This window comes from Burkholderia sp. AU17457 (assembly GCF_002223255.1).
In the GTDB taxonomy this organism is placed as follows: Bacteria; Pseudomonadota; Gammaproteobacteria; order Burkholderiales; family Burkholderiaceae; genus Burkholderia; species Burkholderia sola.
Genome location: NZ_NKFB01000003.1, coordinates 1,889,931 through 1,906,659, shown reverse-complemented (window position 1 = coordinate 1,906,659; position 16,729 = coordinate 1,889,931). Strand labels below are relative to the sequence as shown.

The 16,729-nt window shown below is 67.4% G+C and carries 15 protein-coding genes and 1 pseudogene; 6 read left to right on the top strand and 10 right to left on the bottom strand.

Annotated features, from left to right (window positions below):
• Nucleotide 1: 1 nt before the first annotated feature.
• Nucleotides 2–778, top strand: coding sequence for an MBL fold metallo-hydrolase (locus CFB49_RS11595; RefSeq protein ID WP_069617720.1), 777 nt, complete (start codon nucleotides 2–4; stop codon nucleotides 776–778).
• Nucleotides 779–899: 121 nt separating this feature from the next.
• The gene (locus CFB49_RS36295) at nucleotides 900–1,064 is read left to right on the top strand and encodes a hypothetical protein (RefSeq protein WP_176730179.1); all 165 of its coding nucleotides are present in this window, start codon (nucleotides 900–902) and stop codon (nucleotides 1,062–1,064) included.
• Between the two features lie 20 nt (nucleotides 1,065–1,084).
• On the opposite strand, the pseudogene CFB49_RS37085 reads toward CFB49_RS36295, so the two are convergent.
• Both CFB49_RS37085 and CFB49_RS11580 read right to left on the bottom strand, forming a co-directional pair.
• Nucleotides 1,085–1,331, bottom strand: a pseudogene (locus CFB49_RS37085) (hypothetical protein).
• Between the two features lie 56 nt (nucleotides 1,332–1,387).
• The gene (locus CFB49_RS11580) at nucleotides 1,388–2,608 is read right to left on the bottom strand and encodes a cupin domain-containing protein (RefSeq protein ID WP_089491360.1); all 1,221 of its coding nucleotides are present in this window, start codon (nucleotides 2,606–2,608) and stop codon (nucleotides 1,388–1,390) included.
• A 32-nt stretch (nucleotides 2,609–2,640) separates the two neighbouring features.
• On the opposite strand from CFB49_RS11580, the gene CFB49_RS11575 reads away from it, so the two are divergent.
• Nucleotides 2,641–3,183, top strand: a complete 543-nt coding sequence (locus tag CFB49_RS11575; protein WP_069617718.1) for an FKBP-type peptidyl-prolyl cis-trans isomerase — start codon at nucleotides 2,641–2,643, stop codon at nucleotides 3,181–3,183.
• On the opposite strand, the gene CFB49_RS11570 is transcribed toward CFB49_RS11575, so the two are convergent.
• The 4 genes from CFB49_RS11570 to CFB49_RS11550 all read right to left on the bottom strand — a co-directional run bounded on the left by CFB49_RS11570 (nucleotide 3,163) and on the right by CFB49_RS11550 (nucleotide 10,091).
• Nucleotides 3,163–4,443, bottom strand: a complete 1,281-nt coding sequence (locus tag CFB49_RS11570) for a hypothetical protein (protein WP_179234887.1) — start codon at nucleotides 4,441–4,443, stop codon at nucleotides 3,163–3,165. The genes CFB49_RS11575 and CFB49_RS11570 overlap by 21 nt on opposite strands.
• On the bottom strand, nucleotides 4,424–7,081 hold the full coding sequence (gene mutS, locus CFB49_RS11565; RefSeq protein WP_089491359.1) for a DNA mismatch repair protein MutS: 2,658 nt from the start codon (nucleotides 7,079–7,081) through the stop codon (nucleotides 4,424–4,426). Before mutS ends, CFB49_RS11570 begins: the two co-directional genes overlap by 20 nt.
• A 279-nt stretch (nucleotides 7,082–7,360) precedes the next feature.
• Nucleotides 7,361–8,983, bottom strand: a complete 1,623-nt coding sequence (locus CFB49_RS11555) for an NAD(P)/FAD-dependent oxidoreductase (RefSeq protein WP_069617716.1) — start codon at nucleotides 8,981–8,983, stop codon at nucleotides 7,361–7,363.
• Nucleotides 8,984–9,287: 304 nt separating this feature from the next.
• Nucleotides 9,288–10,091 (bottom strand): inositol monophosphatase family protein, encoded by an 804-nt coding sequence (locus CFB49_RS11550; protein ID WP_059608913.1) that lies wholly within the window; start codon nucleotides 10,089–10,091, stop codon nucleotides 9,288–9,290.
• Between the two features lie 281 nt (nucleotides 10,092–10,372).
• On the opposite strand from CFB49_RS11550, the gene CFB49_RS11545 reads away from it, so the two are divergent.
• Complete coding sequence (locus CFB49_RS11545) at nucleotides 10,373–11,197, top strand: RNA methyltransferase (RefSeq protein WP_069617715.1); 825 nt, start codon at nucleotides 10,373–10,375, stop codon at nucleotides 11,195–11,197.
• 303 nt (nucleotides 11,198–11,500) lie between these two features.
• A complete protein-coding gene (cysE, locus tag CFB49_RS11540; protein WP_249190489.1) occupies nucleotides 11,501–12,274 on the top strand; it encodes a serine O-acetyltransferase in 774 nt (257 codons plus the stop codon).
• A gap of 52 nt (nucleotides 12,275–12,326) precedes the next feature.
• Here cysE and CFB49_RS11535 read toward each other — a convergent pair whose 3' ends face one another.
• From CFB49_RS11535 to CFB49_RS11520, 4 genes are all read right to left on the bottom strand, one after another.
• A complete protein-coding gene (locus CFB49_RS11535) occupies nucleotides 12,327–13,127 on the bottom strand; it encodes a UDP-2,3-diacylglucosamine diphosphatase (RefSeq protein ID WP_089491357.1) in 801 nt (266 codons plus the stop codon).
• A gap of 27 nt (nucleotides 13,128–13,154) precedes the next feature.
• Complete coding sequence (locus tag CFB49_RS11530; RefSeq protein ID WP_006478428.1) at nucleotides 13,155–13,646, bottom strand: peptidylprolyl isomerase; 492 nt, start codon at nucleotides 13,644–13,646, stop codon at nucleotides 13,155–13,157.
• 88 nt (nucleotides 13,647–13,734) lie between these two features.
• Nucleotides 13,735–14,310, bottom strand: a complete 576-nt coding sequence (locus CFB49_RS11525) for a peptidylprolyl isomerase (protein WP_006484003.1) — start codon at nucleotides 14,308–14,310, stop codon at nucleotides 13,735–13,737.
• A 39-nt stretch (nucleotides 14,311–14,349) separates the two neighbouring features.
• Nucleotides 14,350–15,072 carry a tetratricopeptide repeat protein gene (locus CFB49_RS11520; protein WP_179234886.1) on the bottom strand — a complete coding sequence of 241 codons (723 nt, stop codon included), beginning with the start codon at nucleotides 15,070–15,072 and terminating at the stop codon, nucleotides 14,350–14,352.
• A 235-nt stretch (nucleotides 15,073–15,307) separates the two neighbouring features.
• Here CFB49_RS11520 and cysS point away from each other — a divergent pair, with 235 nt between their 5' ends.
• The gene (gene cysS / locus CFB49_RS11515) at nucleotides 15,308–16,705 is read left to right on the top strand and encodes a cysteine--tRNA ligase (RefSeq protein ID WP_089491355.1); all 1,398 of its coding nucleotides are present in this window, start codon (nucleotides 15,308–15,310) and stop codon (nucleotides 16,703–16,705) included.
• Nucleotides 16,706–16,729: the final 24 nt, after the last annotated feature.

Sequence of the window (16,729 nt, the reverse complement as noted above, 5' to 3'; positions counted from 1 at the left end):
CGTGCGATTCGCCAGCCTCGGAAGCGGCAGCGAAGGCAACGCGCTGGTCGTCGAGGCCTCGAGCGGCACGACGACCACCCGCGTGCTGCTCGACTGCGGCTTTTCTGCCAAGGAGGTCGAGCGCCGGCTCGGCCGACTGAATCTCTGCATCGCCGATCTCGATGCGATCCTCGTTACCCACGAACACAGCGACCACGTCGGCAGCGCGCTGACGCTCGCGCGCCGCGCGTCGCTGCCGCTCTACATGAGCTGGGGCACCGCGCGCGCGGTCGGCGCGGACGAGGCCGATGTCGATCTCCACGTGCTGTGGGGCGACGAGACGGCTGCGATACGCGATCTGGCCGTGATGCCCTATACGGTCCCGCACGATGCGCGGGAGCCGCTCCAGTTCGTGTTCATGGACGGAAACCGCCGGCTCGGCGTGCTGACGGACGTCGGGATGGCTACGCCGCACATCACGGCCGTTCTGAGCGGCTGTGACGCGCTGGTACTCGAATCCAACCACGATACCGCGATGCTGGCCGCCAGCCGCTATCCGCAGTCGCTGAAGGCGCGGATCGGCGGCAACCACGGCCACCTGAGCAACGACGCGGCGGCCGGCATCCTCGCATCGCTCGAACGCAGTCGTCTGCAGCACCTGGTCGCGGCCCATCTGAGCCAGCAGAACAACCTGCCGGAACTGGCCCGCCAGGCGTTTGGCGGCGTGCTCGGGACGGACGGGGAAGACGTGGTCGTGGCCTCGCAGGATGCGGGCTTCGACTGGCTGATGCTCGGATGAGCGGGCAGGGCTGCTGCGGCGGCCCGAAGTGGCTGCCGGGCGATCGATTCGAAAGCGGCAGACGTAAAAAAACCGGCCCTCGGGCCGGTTTTTTTTCAGCTGATGCTGAAGGCTTACTGGCTTGCGCCCGAAGCCGGAGCAGCCGTCGCTGCCGAAGCAGCCGACGCCACTGCAGCAGCAGCGTCGCTCGCAGCAGCCGTTGCCGACGAAGCAGCAGCCGAAGCGTCGCTCGCAGCGCCAGCAACTGCCGAAGCAGCCGACGAAGCAGCAGCCGATGCGTCGCTAGCAGCCGACGATGCAGCTTGATCAGCGCTCTTGTTGCAAGCAGCCAGTGCAACAGCAGCCAACAGGGAAGCTACGAGGAGGGATTTCTTCATGATCACGTCCTTTTATGGTTAAAGGTAAGCAACAGCGCGAAACAATACCGGTAATGTGCTCCAACACCGACCTGGGCCGCTGGTGGAGATGCACTTCTTAGAGCGTGAATCTTCCCTACGGCTTGGGCGGAAATTATATGCACTTTCCTATCGACCGTCGACAAATGCGGGGTCAATACGTTGTCTTTCCCATACAGAATTTGATCTGTATGGGCATACGGGGCGACTCACACTAATTCCGGCTTCCGACCCGTATCCAGCCCGCACGATACCACTCGTGCAACAAGGCTGTCATCGAGGGAACCCGGGATAGTGTTACAAACCGTTTCGCCTCCATCCGGCGTTGATTGGCCAGTTCGGGCAGCCATTCCTCGGCTTGCTCGAGTGGCCCTTCCTCGCCATTAATGAAGTACGAGCGCGCGTTATACATCAATGCGGCCCTTCTGTCGAGACACACGCCACGGCGCGATGCCTGCGTGACGAACGCGGCCTCGGACAGCGGGCGCTCGGGCGGGTCGAAAACGACGTTCGATTTGGGCTCGCTCAGGTAGCAGCCGAGGAATTCGGCGACGTCGCGCTTGCGCCAGCGGATCGCGTCGACGATCTCGGCCACACGGTCGACCATGGCCGGCGGCAGTTGCGCGGGCGCGTCGACGGCCGGCTGCTTCGGATCGCGGTAGAGGTCGTCGCCGCCCGCGTCGCGCAGGCCGCCGCGCTCCGCGAGGTAGTACAGGAACTGGGCGCCCAGCTCGCCGGCGGACGGGGCCCGGAAGCCGATCGAGCAGGTCATGCACTCGCCTTCGGCGACGCCGTCGTGCGCGATGTGCGGCGGCAGGTACAGCATGTCGCCGGGCTCCAGCACCCATTCGTCGCTCGGCTCGAAGTTCGCGAGGATCTTCAGCGGGACGTCCGGCTGCAGCGACAGGTCCTTCTGCGCGCCGACCCGCCAGCGGCGCCGGCCTTCGACCTGCAGCAGGAAGACGTCGTACGAATCGAAGTGCGGGCCGACACCGCCGCCGTCCGTCGCATACGAGATCATCAGGTCGTCCAGCCGCGCGTCGGGGACGAAGCGGAAGCGGTCGAGCAGCGCACGGGCCGCGTCGACGTGCAGGTCGAGCCCCTGCACGAGCAAGGTCCAGGATTTGCGCGTGACCGCGGGCAGCGAGTCGGGCTCGAACGGACCGTGCGACAGTTGCCACTTGTTACGAAAATGGGTGATCAATCGCGATTCCGCGTCATAGTCGGCGGCGAGCTCGAACAATGCATCGCGCGTGACGGGCGACGCGACGCCGGGGATCGCCTGGCGGATCAGCAGCGGCTTCTTTTGCCAGTAGCCGCGCATGAATTGCGCCGGCGTCAGGCCGCCGAGCAGCGGTGTGGGAAGATCGGAAGGCGGCGCGCCGAGCGGGGCGGCAGCGGCATCCCGCGGTTCGGCTTGAGACCGGTTGCGCATCGTATAATGAGACTTGTATTTGGGAGAATTGGATGAAAATCGCAAAAAACACCGTCGTGTCGGTCACTTACAAGCTGTCGGACGCACAGGGCAATCTGATCGAGGAAAGCGACGAGCCGATGGTCTATCTGCACGGCGGCTATGATGGCACGTTCCCCAAGATCGAGGAACAGCTCGACGGCCACGAGGCGGGCTACCAGGCGCAGATCCAGCTCGAGCCGGAAGACGCGTTCGGCGACTACGATCCCGAACTCGTGAAGATCGAGCCGCGCGACCGTTTTCCCGAGCCGCTCGAAGTGGGCATGCAGTTCGAAGGCACGCCGGAAGACGGTGACGAGGAAGCCGACTCGCTGATCTATACGGTCACCGACATCGCCGACGACAAGGTCGTGCTCGACGGCAATCACCCGCTGGCGGGCATGGCGCTGCGTTTCGCGCTGACCGTGAAGGACGTTCGCGAAGCCACCGAAGACGAAATCGAGCACGAGCACGCGCATGGCGCGGAAGGGCTCGAGATCGTCGACGAGGATGACGACGAAGACGGCGAAGCGCCGTCAGGGCGTACGCTGCACTGAGCTCGCCGGCAGGCCCGGCACCGGCCCCGATGCGGGGGGCGGTGCCGGCCACGACGCGCCGCCCGGTGCGGCGCCGTCGCCCTGCAGCGGCGGCGCGACCGACGACGCGTCGGGCAGCGCCGGCAGCGCGGGAATTTCCGGCATCTGCGGCAGCGGCACGTCGTCGCGCGGCGCGAGCGGCAGTGTGGGCGGCACCGGCAGGTTCTTCGGCACCTCCTGCAGGCTCACGTTGAAGATCGTCTGCCGCGCCGGCGATACGCTCACCTTCACCCACTGATTCGCCGGATGGCGCGGTCCGATCGCGACGCGCGTCACGTTTCCTACCAGCTCACCGTCGTCGCCATGCAGCGGACGGTCGATCAGAAAGCCGTTCGCCAGCGGTTCGCCGCTCGCGTGCATCACCAGGATCGGGCCGCGGAATGTCGCCGCCGCCTTCACCAGCGTTCGTTTCAGCTCGCGGAAGCCATCGCGTACGCGCGGCCGGTTGAAACGCAGCCACGCGAAGCGCTCCGAGCGTTCATAGCGTTCATAGCGTTCGAACTGCGGATCGCCTTCGAAAATCACGACCATCGCGCGCGCTTCGCGCCGCTTCGCATATTCGGCCGCGTGGTCGATCCAGAAGCCGTTCGCGACGATGCGATCCTCGAATTCGCCGTTGCGGCCGCCCGCCGTCAAATAATGGTTGTTCGGCGCCGGCGCATTGAGTGCGACGTAGACGATGTCGTCGCGCATCCAGCGTGCGTTCTCGCGATACGGCCGGAACCGCGCGACTTCGCTCTCCCGCGTAATCTGCAGCGCGCCGGGGTCGGGCAGCGCCGCGTCGGCGAGCAGCGTCTGCCGCAGGAAATCGAGCCGCTCGACCGGGTCGTAGCCGCCGCCGGCCGCGGTGCTGCACGCGATCCAGTCGTCGTGGCCGGGAATGAACACGAGCGGCACGCGCGCCGAATCCAGGATCGCGCCGCGCTGCGAATACAGCGTATCGCGGCACGCTTCCTTCGAGCCTTTGAGATCGCCCGCGTAGACGACGAACGCGAGGTTGCGCTCGCGTGCGATCGCATCGAGCAGCCGCTGCGCAGCCGGTTCGTCCGCCGGGACGTTGATGACGCCCGACACGACCGCGAACGAGTAGGGCGCCGCGCCGCGCTTGGGCGGCGCGGCCAGCGCACCGGCCTGCGCGAGCACAAGGACCGCCGCGACGAGCGCGGCGGCGGCGCGGGCCGGCAGGCCGCGCGGAATGCGCTTACGCGTGCCCGTCGGCATCGTGCGACCGGACCAGCGTACGCAGTTCGTACAGCAGGTCGAGCGCCTCGCGCGGCTTGAGATCGTCGGGATCGATGTCGCGCAGCTTTTCGAGCGCCGGATGCGGCGTGTCGGGCAGCGCCGGCGCGTCCGCGCATTCGAGATCGTCGACGGCGGCCGGCGGCGCGCTGAAGAGATCGAGTTGCGGCGTGTGCTGGGATGCCGACTGCTGTTCGAGATACGCGAGGTGCTTGCGCGCCGCGCGGATCACCGGCGCCGGGACGCCCGCGAGCTGCGCGACCTGGAGGCCGTAGCTCTGGTTCGCCGGGCCTTCGTTGACTGCGTGCAGGAACACGATCCCGTGGCCGTGCTCAACCGCCGACAGATGGACGTTGGCCGCTTGCGGGAATTCGGCCGGCAGTTGCGTCAGCTCGAAGTAGTGCGTCGCGAACAGCGTGTAGCACCCGTTGTGCGCGAGCAGGTGGCGCGCGATGGCCCAGGCGAGCGCGAGGCCGTCGAAGGTCGACGTGCCGCGGCCGATCTCGTCCATCAGCACGAGGCTTTGCGGCGTCGCGTCGTTGAGGATCGCCGCGGCTTCGGTCATCTCGACCATGAAGGTCGAGCGGCCGCCCGCGAGATCGTCGGCCGCGCCGATGCGCGTGAAGATCCGGTCGATCGGGCCGAAGCACGCCGACTTCGCCGGCACGTAGCTGCCGACGTACGCCATCAGCGCGATCAGCGCGGTCTGCCGCATGAACGTCGACTTACCGCCCATGTTCGGGCCGGTGATCAGCAGCAGCTTGCGTTCGGCGCCGAACCGGCAGTCGTTCGCGATGAACTGCTCGACCTGCGCTTCGACGACCGGATGGCGACCCTGCTCGATTTCGATGCCGATCTCGTCGGTGAAGGTCGGCGCGACCCAGTCGAGCGCGCGTGCGCGTTCGGCGAACGCGGCCAGCAAGTCGAGTTCGGCGAGGGCCGACGCGACGCGCTGGCATTCGGGGATGAACGGCAGCAGCGCCTGCAGCACCGAGTCGTACAGCGCGCGCTCGCGCGCCAATGCACGTTCCTGCGCGGACAGCGCCTTGTCCTCGAAGGTCTTCAGTTCCGGCGTGATGTAGCGCTCGGCGTTCTTCAGCGTCTGGCGGCGACGGTAATCGTCGGGCACCTTGTCGGTCTGACCGCGCGTGACCTCGATGTAGAAACCGTGCACCTTGTTGTATTCGACGCGCAGGTTCGCGATGCCGGTGCGCGCGCGCTCGCGCGCTTCCAGATCGATCAGGAACTGCCCGCAGTTCTCCGAAATGTCGCGCAGCTCATCGAGCTCGGCATCGTAGCCGCGCGCGATCACGCCGCCGTCGCGCACCATCGCGGCCGGCTCGGTGGCGATCGCGCTCGTCAGCAGGTCGAGGCATTCGGCGGGCGGCGCGAGCGCCGCGTCGACGCGCGCGAGCGCATCCGCGTTCGCGACGATCGCGCCGATGCGCTCGCGCAGCGCCGGCAGCGCGGCGAACGTGTCGCGCAGGCTCGACAGGTCGCGCGGGCGCGCGGACAGCAGCGCGAGCCGCCCGGTGATCCGCTCGACGTCGGCGATCTGGCGCAGCGCGCTGCGCAGCGCATCGAGGCTCGCATTGGCTGGTGCCTCGAGCAGCGCGCCGATCGCCTGCTGGCGCGACTGCGCGGCGACCGACGCGCGCGGCGGGTGATGCAGCCAGTGACGCAGCAGGCGGCTGCCCATCGTCGTGCAGCAGGTGTCGAGCAGCGAATACAGCGTGGGCGACTCGGTGCCGCGCAGCGTCTCGGTCAGTTCGAGATTGCGGCGCGTGGCCGGATCGAGCCCAATGTATTCGGTTTCGTTCTCGACCTTCAGGCTGCGCACGTGCCGCAGTTGCTGGCCTTGCGTGGCCGCTGCGTAGAGCAGCAGCGCGCCGGCCGCGCCGCACGCGCTCGTCAGCGAATGCGCGCCGAAACCGTCGAGGCTCGCGACGTCGAGCTGGTCGCACAGACGCTGCGTGCCCGATGCGATGTCGAAGTGCCAGGCCGGCACGCGCTTGCTTGTGCCCGCGCCGGAGGGGAGGGCGTCGGTTGCGCCGTCCGGCGTCAGGATTTCGGCCGGCCGGATGCGTTCGAGCGCGGCGGCGAGCTGCTCGGGCTCGATTTCGGCGAGCCGTAACGCACCGCTCGCGAGATTCAGCCACGCGAGCCCGATATTGACCGCGACGCCGCGCTTGTTGTGGCCGGTGCACATCGCGAGCAGGTAGACGTCGTTCTTGTCGGACAGCAGCGCGGCATCGGTCAGCGTGCCGGGCGTGACGACGCGCACGACCTTGCGCTCGACCGGGCCCTTCGACGTGGCCGGATCGCCGATCTGCTCGCAGATCGCGACCGATTCGCCCATCTTCACGAGCTTCGCCAGATACTGCTCGACCGCGTGATGCGGGACGCCGGCCATCTTGATCGGCGTGCCGGCCGACGCACCGCGCTGCGTGAGGGTCAGGTCGAGCAGGCGGGCCGCTTTTTCCGCATCCTCGAAGAACAGCTCGTAGAAGTCGCCCATCCGGTAGAAGACGAGCGTGTCCGGATGATCGGCCTTGATGCGCAGGTACTGCTGCATCATCGGGGTGTGGCCTGCGAAGGCTTCGGGCGACAGCGTGGTCATAGGTCAGGCATGAAGTTGTTGCTTGGGTTGCCCGAGTTTACCAGTGGCTTCGACGCGAACGTGCGAAGTTGGCCGTTTGGCCGAATGCCGGCGGCGCCGTGCAGCGGCAACCGACCTCGAGCGGCGGCTCACGATCGCCTGCCACGAGGCATCGAAGAAAGGACGCATGGCCGGGAGCTGCGCGCGCTTTCGTCATTCCCGATCGGAAGCGTTGCCGCGACCGGAGCAGGCCGGCGGCGCCGGGCTTGCGAGCCTGCGCGCCCCGGCCCGTACCGCCGATCAGGACGCGTGCCCCGACGTCAGGCTGAGCGCCACCGCCTGCGCGACTTCGATGCCGTCGATCGCGGCCGAATAGATGCCGCCCGCATACCCGGCGCCTTCGCCGGCCGGATACAGGCCTTCGACGTTCATGCTCTGGTAGTCGTCCTTGCGTCGAATCCGGATCGGCGACGACGTGCGCGTCTCCACGCCGGTCAGCACGGCGTCGTGCATCGCGAAGCCGGCGATCTTCTTGTCGATCTCCGGCAGCGCTTCGCGAATCGCTTCGATCACGTAGTCGGGCAGCGCGGTGCCGAGATCGGTCGGATTCACGCCGGGCTTGTACGACGGCTCCACGGAACCCAGCGACGTCGACGGCCGGCCCGCGATGAAATCGCCGACCAGCTGGCCCGGCGCGCGGTAGTCGCCGCCGCCGAGTTCGAACGCGCGCTCTTCCCATTTGCGCTGGAACGCGATGCCGGCGAGCGGGCCGCCCGGATAATCGTCCGGCGTGATGCCGACGACGATGCCCGCGTTCGCATTGCGCTCGGCGCGGGAATACTGGCTCATCCCGTTGGTGACCACGCGGCCCGGCTCCGAGGTCGCGGCGACCACCGTGCCGCCCGGGCACATGCAGAAGCTGTAGACCGCGCGCCCGTTGCTTGCGTGGTGGACCACCTTGTAGTCGGCCGCGCCGAGCTGCTTGTGGCCCGCGAACTTGCCGAAGCGGCTGCGATCGATCAGCCCCTGCGGATGCTCGATACGGAAACCCAGCGAGAACGGCTTGGCCTCGATGTAGACGCCGCGGTCGTGCAGCATCTGGAACGTGTCGCGCGCGCTGTGGCCCACGGCCAGCACCACGCGGTCGCACCGCAGCGTTTCCCCGTTCGACAGCTTGAGCGCGCGCACCTTGCCCTGATCGATTTCGATGTCGTCGACGCGGGTTTCGAAACGCACTTCGCCGCCGAGTTCGTGGATCGACGCGCGCATTTTTTCCACCATGCTGACGAGGCGGAACGTGCCGATGTGCGGGCGGCTCAGATACAGGATGTCCTCGGGCGCGCCGGCCTTGACGAATTCGTCCAGCACCTTGCGGCCATAGTGGTTCGGATCCTTGATCTGGCTGTACAGCTTGCCGTCGGAAAACGTCCCCGCGCCGCCTTCGCCGAACTGCACGTTGGATTCGGGATTGAGCACGCTCTTGCGCCACAGGCCGAAGGTGTCCTTGGTGCGCTCGCGCACGGCCTTGCCGCGTTCGAGGATGATCGGGCGGAACCCCATCTGCGCGAGGATCAGCCCCGCGAACAGCCCGCACGGCCCCATGCCGATGACGACCGGGCGCAGGAAATCGGCGTGCTCGGGCGCTTTCGTGACGAAGTGGTACGTCATGTCGGGCGTCACGCCGCAATGCGGCTTGCCGGCGATGCGTTGGAGCGCGGCCGCTTCGTCGCTGACTTCGACGTCGACGATATACGTGAGCTTGATGTCGGCGCGCTTGCGCGCGTCGTGCGCGCGGCGGAACACGGTGTAACGGAGCAACCCGTCTGGCGCCACGCCAAGCTCCGCGAGGCGCGCGCGAATCGCGGCCTCGAGCGCGCTCTCGGGGTGGTCGAGGGGGAGTTTAATTTCGCTTAGCCGTAACATGATGACTCGGATGCGATTGCCACGGCGCCGTGGCGATGTTGATACAGGTGGGGCCGGCACGCCGGCGGCGTCGTTCGCCGCGCGGGCATGCCGGACGCAAACCCTGCGCTGTCGTTGCGGGACAAGCGGCGCGAGCGGCAGTACGCCGACTCGAACGCGCAACGCGAGCAACTTCAGGATAGGCGCACGAAGCGGTCCGCGTGCGCGGATGATTGTTCCCCGTGTCGGGCGATCGGCGCGCCGTCATGACGATGCCGTGCGAGCGGTTTGCGCGAAAGCCGCGCCACGCGGGCGCGGCGCGGGCTTACTCCGCTGCCGGATGCACGCGGCTGTAGCGGTTCAGGATCGGGATCATCTGCGCGTAGATCTTCGGGTTCGCGGCCACGATCTCGTGGCGATGCAGGAAATCGGCGTCGCCCGTGTAGTTGCCGACGAGACCGCCGGCCTCGGTGATCAGCAGGCTGCCCGCCGCCATGTCCCACACGTTGATGCCTTGCTCGAAGAACGCGTCGAGGCGGCCGGCCGCGACGTTCGCGAGGTCGAGCGCCGCCGCGCCCGGGCGGCGCAGGCCCGTGCAGGCCTGCGTCATTTCGGTGAAGAGGCGCGCGTATGCGTCGAGGCCGTCCTTCTCGCGGAACGGAAAGCCGGTGCCGACCAGCGCGTCCGACAGGCGGTCGCGGCGGCCCACGCGGATGCGGCGATCGTTCAGGTACGCGCCGCGGCCGCGGGTGGCCGTGAACAGGTCGTTCTTGTTCGGATCGTAGACGACGGCCTGCGTGACGACGCCCTTGTGCTCGAGCGCGATCGATACGCAGTAGTACGGGAAGCCGTGGATGAAGTTGGTCGTGCCGTCGAGCGGATCGATGATCCACTTGAATTCGGATTCGTTCTCCGATTCGCCCGATTCCTCCGCGAGGATCGCGTGGTCGGGGTAGGCGGTCTTCAGCGTCTCGATGATCGCGTCTTCGGCGGCCTTGTCCACTTCGGTGACGAAGTCGTTCTGCTGCTTCTTGCGGATCTCGATCAGGTCGAGATCGAGGGACGCGCGATTGATGATCTGTCCGGCGCGGCGCGCAGCCTTGACAGCAATGTTGAGCATGGGATGCATGAGCCTGGATCCTGTAGCCGGCGGCACGGGCCGCCACGAAGTGGGACAACCGCCCGGAACGGCGCAAGCGTGCCGGGGCGAGGTGAGACGCGAATTGACAAAGAGCGGGGTACGACCCGCGCTGCGCCGAGCGCAACGCGTAAAGGCATGATTTTACCCGATTTTCGGCGGTTTCAGGCGATCGGCATGCGGGGAAACCCCCACTGGCCGTCCGGACGAGTGGGTTTGCGCGGGCGATGGCGATACCATACGGCCATTCTGATGAACCGAGTCGTATCGTAGTGGAAACCCCGCAGAACACCGCCGCGCCGTCCGAATCGGGCGCGGCCTCGTCCGCGCCGCCGTCCGGCGGCTTCACGTCCACCCGCTTCGTGCTCGTCGAGCCGAGCCATCCCGGTAACGTCGGGGCCGCGGCCCGCGCGCTGAAGACGATGGGCTTCTCGCGCCTCGTGCTGGTCGCGCCGCGCGTGCCGCACGTGCAGAGCGACCCCGACGCGATCGCGATGGCCAGCGGCGCGGACGACGTCCTCGCGTCCGCGCACGTCGTGCCGACGCTCGGCGAAGCGCTGTCCGGCGTGCACTGGTCGATCGCGCTGACCGCGCGCACGCGCGAATACGGGCCGCCGCGCCTCGCACCGCGCGCGGCGGCCGCCCAGGCGAGCGCGCAGGTCGGCGCGGGCGACATCGCGCTCGTGTTCGGCAACGAGCGCACCGGTCTCGCGAACGAGCATGTCGAGCAGTGCAGCGCGCTCGCGCACATTCCGGCCAATCCGGCCTACAGTTCGCTGAATCTCGCGCAGGCCGTGCAGGTGCTCGCGTACGAGTTGCGCGTCGCGTTTCTCGAGCAAGCGAGCGAGCCGTCGGCGCAGCCGCAGGCCGAAGCCGGCACGCTCGCGCAGAGCGACGAGATCGAGCGGATGTACGTGCACCTCGAGAACGCATTGATCGCGCTCGACTTCCTCGATCCGCGCAATCCGAAGAAGCTGATGCCGCGGCTGCGGCGCCTGTTCGCGCGCACGGGCCTCGAGCGCGAGGAGGTCAACATCCTGCGCGGCGTCGCGAAGCACATCCTGCTGAAGTCGGGCAAGCCGGGCGGCGACGCGTAAGCGGCCGGCGCCCCGATTGCCGGGCGCGGGGGCGGTCCGCTGGATGCGGCGCGTGGCCGGGCAGGCCATGCGTTAGCCAGCCGAGCCGTCGAACCGGCTGTTTCTCCCCGTCGATCGGCCCCGGAAACCCCGTCGCAACAAGCGTCCCGGCCGAATACCCGCGCCGACGGCGGGGTGAACGCGCGACCGCGTGCGGCCGGGCGCGACTGGCCCTACAATCGCCGGACGTCATAAGCAAATGACCCGGCGCGATAACGGCCGGCATTGCCGGCGATGCGCGCCGGCCTTTTCCCAGATCACATCATGTTCACGAGACTGCGCGAAGACGTTGCAACGATTCGCGAGCGGGATCCCGCCGCTCGCAGTGCGTGGGAAGTGCTGACCTGTTATCCGGGGCTGCACGCGCTCGTCCTGCACCGTTTCGCGCACGCATGCTGGCGCGCGAAACGCTACTGGCTCGCGCGGTTCGCGTCGCAGGCGGGCCGGTTCCTGACGGGCATCGAGATCCACCCCGGCGCGACGATCGGCCGGCGCGTGTTCATCGATCACGGCATGGGCGTCGTGATCGGCGAGACGGCGATCGTCGGCGACGACTGCACGATCTATCAGGGCGTGACGCTGGGCGGCACGTCGCTCACACGCGGCGCGAAGCGTCACCCGACGCTGGAGGCCGGCGTGATCGTCGGCGCCGGCGCGAAGGTGCTCGGCGGTTTCACGGTGGGCGCGGGCGCGAAGATCGGCTCGAACGCGGTGGTCGTCAAGCCGGTGCCGGCGGGCGGCACCGCGGTCGGCAATCCGGCGCGCATCGTGATGCCGGCGCAGCCGAAGCCGCAGCCCGAGCGTGCGGCGTTCTGCGCGTACGGGATCACGCCGAACGCAGACGATCCGATGTCGCTCGCGATCCACGGGCTGATCGATCACGCGGCGAAGGAAAGCCGCCGCGTCGACGAAATCGTCGCGGCGCTCGAGCGGCTCGGCACGCATCTGGAAACGCTGCAGGGCGCCGACGCTGCGCGCCTCGACCTGCGCAGGCTGTCGGCGGTGCTGGAAGGCAAGACGGTCGAACGCCAGATGTAACGAACGCGATCCACGCCGATCGCTGCCGGTCGGTGTGACGGCAGCGGCGGCGTCAGTCGAGCGGCATCGCGTGGATGCCTTCCGCGTCGACGCGCAGGTAGCCGCCGCGTCGCGTGCCGTGATCGAGATCCCAGTCGGGCAGCACCCAGCGGATCCCGTCCGGTTCCGCGTGGCGCGCGGGGCGGTGCGTGTGGCCGTGAATGATCACGCTCGCGCGACTTTTCCGGAACAGCGCGGCCACGCCTTCCCGCGTGACGTCGTAGACGGCCGAAGCAGGGCGCATCCGGCCCGCTTCACTGGTCGAGCGCATGCGCTGCGCGAGCGCGCGGCGCCAGCGGAACGGCCACGCGAGAAACAGCCATTGCGCGACGCGGTTACGCGCGAAGCGGCGGAACACCTGGTAGCCGCGGTCGGCCGTGCATTGCGCGTCGCCGTGCGCGAGCACGATGCGCTGGCCGAATGCGACGATCAGCGAAGGGTCGGGCAGCAGCATCGCGCCGGCCGCCTTCATGAAGCGCCGGCCGAGCAGGAAATCGCGGTTGCCGTGCATCACGTAGAGCGCGATGCCGCGTTCCGAGAGCGTGTGCATCAGCGCGGCCATGCGCGCGGCGAACGGATCGTCGTCGAGGATGTCGTCGCCGATCCAGTATTCGAACAAGTCGCCGAGGATGAACACCGAGTCGGCGCTGTCGGCCGTGTATTTCACGAAATGCTCGAACGCGGCGACCGTCTTCGGAATCGCCTCGCTCAGGTGCAGATCGGACAGAAACAGGAACGGGCGTGCGGCTTGCGCGTATTTGCGCTCGCCCGGCACGCCCGCGGAGACGCTTCGCGGCGGACTCTCCTGCAACATCGAAGTGCCTCCGTAACGGCTGGTGCGTCAGACCACCACGGCCTTTTCGATCACGACGTCGTCGGTCGGCACGTCCTGGTGGAAGCCGGCGTTGCCCGTCTTGACGCCCTTGATCTTGTCGACCACGTCCTGGCCTTCGACGACCTTGCCGAACACCGCGTAGCCCCAGCCTTGCGGCGTCGGCGACGAGTGGTTCAGGAAGTCGTTGTCGTTCACGTTGATGAAGAACTGGGCGGTCGCCGAGTGCGGATCGTTCGTGCGCGCCATCGCGACCGTGTAGTTGTCGTTCTTCAGGCCGTTGTTCGCCTCGTTGTCGATCGGCGCGTCGGTCGGCTTCTGCTTCAGGCCCGGCTCGAAGCCGCCGCCCTGGATCATGAAGCCGTTGATCACGCGATGGAACACGGTGCCGTCGTAATGGCCCTTCTTCACGTAGTTCAGGAAGTTCTCGACCGTCTTCGGTGCCTTCGCGGCGTCGAGTTCGAGCTTGATCACGCCGTGGTTCGTATGCAGTTCAACCATGATGAATTCCTTCGGTAAGGCGGTTTAAATGGCACGCGGCCGGTCGTGCGACGCGGCCGCGTGTGGCGCCGGACGTGCCGGCAGGTTCTTACTTCGAGACGATGCTTGCCGATTCGATCACGACCGGTTGCGCCGGCACGTCCTGCATCGGCCCGCGCGAGGTCGTCGCCACGCCTTCGATCTTCTTCACGACGTCGAGGCCCGACACGACCTTGCCGAACACCGCATAGCCGTTGCCGTCCGGGTTCGGGTAGTCGAGGCCGCTGTTGTCGACCGTGTTGATGAAGAACTGCGCGGTGGCCGAATTCGGATCGCTCGTGCGGGCCATCGCGATCGTGCCCGTCAGGTTCTTCAGACCATTGCGGCTTTCCAGCGGGATCGGCGCGCGGGTCGGCTTTTCCTCGAAGTTGGTCTTGTAGCCGCCGCCCTGGATCATGAAGCCCTTGATCACGCGATGGAAGATCGTGCCGTTGTACTGGCCGGCCTTCACGTAATCGAGGAAGTTGGCGACCGACTTCGGCGCCTTCTCCGGATAGAGCTCGACGCGGATGTCGCCCTGCGAGGTCTTGAGCTGCACGACGGGGTGCGCGGTGGCCGTTTGCGCGAACGCGGGCGCGGTCGCGAGAAGGGCGGCGCCGCCAAGCGCCAGCAACAGACGTTTCATTGCGATCCTCAGGTTGGGAGGGAAGGAGGGCCGCGCCGCTTATTTCGACGGCGCGACGTACGGTGCCGCCAGTGCGCCCGACGGACCGCTGAACTGGAACGTCGGCGACATCGGCAGCGTGGTGGTGCTCACGTTCGCGGCGGCGCGATCGGTGTAGTCGCGCGTGGCCGGCGTCGTCGCGCGGGCGTTCGGCGCGGCTTTCGACGGCGACACGATCTTCTGCAGATCGGCGAGGCGCTGCGCGGTCGCGCCGCTCGTGCGGCCGAGCGATTGCGCGCGCTTGTACGATTCGGCCGCGAGGCGCAGGTACAGATCGCCGAGGTTCTCGTACGCGAGCGAGTAGCTCGGGTTCGATTGCGTCGCGGTGACGAGCGCGGTGCGCGCTTCATCGTAGCGGCCGTGCTTCGCGTAGAGCGCCGCGAGGTTGTTGTACGGCTCGGGCAGTTCGGGGTAGGCCTGCGTGATCGCGACGAACTGCTGGATCGCGTCGTCGTCGCGGTTCAGGCGGGCCAGCACGGTGCCGCGCTTGAACTGCGCCTGCACGTCGCGCGGGTTCGACGCGATGCGCGCGTCGAGCTGCGCGAGCGCCTGCTTCCACTGCTTGCCGGCGATCGACGCATCGACTTCTGGCGTGCCGTCGGCGACCGCCGGGGTCTTTTGCGCATGTGCCGCGGGCGCCGCGAAAAGCGTCAGCGCGACGCCCATGACGGTGGTCGCAACGAGGGTCGCAGCGCTCGGCGCGCGGCCGCGATGAGGTTTCATAGGCGTAAATCGGAATGTTATACTCCGAGCCATTCTAACAAAACGTCTGCGCGTTCCGGCGAGCGGCAGACAGTTCTTTCTTAGCCTCTCGTGGCCGTCACCGCTGTGCTTGCAGCCTGACCGCCCCATGTGATATCGAGGACGCGCGGCCTGGCGCCGCAGCAGATGGTCCGTCCGTTTCACATGCTGGGCGAGCTTCGCCAGGGCGGTTTCCTTCGGCTCACGGTTCATCTCTATGGAATCACTGCGCATCTACAACACGCTCGCGCGTGACAAGCAAGTTTTCGTGCCGCGCCAGCCCGGCGAAGTGCGGATGTACGTATGCGGGATCACCGTCTACGACTATTGTCACGTGGGCCACGCGCGCATGCTGGTCGTGTTCGACCTCGTCCAGCGCTGGCTGCGTGCGATCGGCTATCGGGTCACGTACGTGCGCAACATCACCGACATCGAGGACAAGATCATCCGCCGCGCGGTCGAGAACGGCGAGACGATCAAGTCGCTGACCGACCGCTTCATCGGCGCGATGCACGAGGATGAAGCCGCGCTCGGCATCCAGCGGCCCGACATCGAGCCGCGCGCGACGCAGTTCATCCCGCAGATGCTCGGCATGATCGAGACGCTCGAGGCGAACGGCTACGCGTACCAGGCGACCGACGGCGACGTCAATTACTCGGTGCGCAAGTTCGCGAACTACGGGAAGCTGTCGGGCAAGTCGCTCGACGACCTCCGCGCGGGCGAGCGCGTCGCCGCGAACGATGCGAAGCAGGATCCGCTCGACTTCGTGCTGTGGAAGCGCGCGAAGGCGGACGAGCCGGAAGGCGCGTCGTGGGCGTCGAAGTACGGGATGGGTCGCCCGGGCTGGCACATCGAGTGCTCGGCGATGGGCTGCTCGCTGCTCGGCAATCATTTCGACATCCACGGCGGCGGGCAGGATCTGCAATTCCCGCACCACGAGAACGAGATCGCGCAGAGCGAAGGCGCGACCGGCGAGACGTTCGTCAATTACTGGATGCACAACGGCTTCGTGCAGGTCGACAACGAGAAGATGTCGAAATCGCTCGGCAACTTCTTCACGATCCGCGAAGTGCTCGAGCGTTACGACGCGGAAGTCATGCGCTTCTTCATCGTGCGCACGCACTACCGTTCGCCGCTGAATTACAGCGACGTGCATCTCGACGATGCGCGCGCGTCGCTCACGCGTCTGTACACCGCGCTGAAGGATGTCGAGCCCGACACGCTCGCGCTCGACTGGAGCGAGCCGCACGCGCAGCGTTTCGCGGCCGCGATGAACGACGATTTCAACACGCCGGTCGCGGTGGCGACGCTGTTCGAGCTGGCGGGCGAAGTCAACCGCACGCGCGATGCGTCGCTCGCGCGGCAACTGAAACAGCTGGCGGGCCTGCTCGGCCTGCTGGGCCGCGAACCGCGCGCGTTCCTGCAGCAGGCGTCCGGCGCCGCGCAGGCGGGCGGGCTCGCGGCCGACGAGATCGAAGCGAAGATCGCCGCGCGCGTCGCGGCGAAGCAAGCGAAGGACTATGCCGAAGCGGACCGGATCCGGGCGGAACTGCTCGAAGCCGGCATCGCACTTGAAGACAAACCGGGCGGATCGACCGAATGGCGTCGCGTATGAGCGCGGCGCGTTCCACTGACCGAT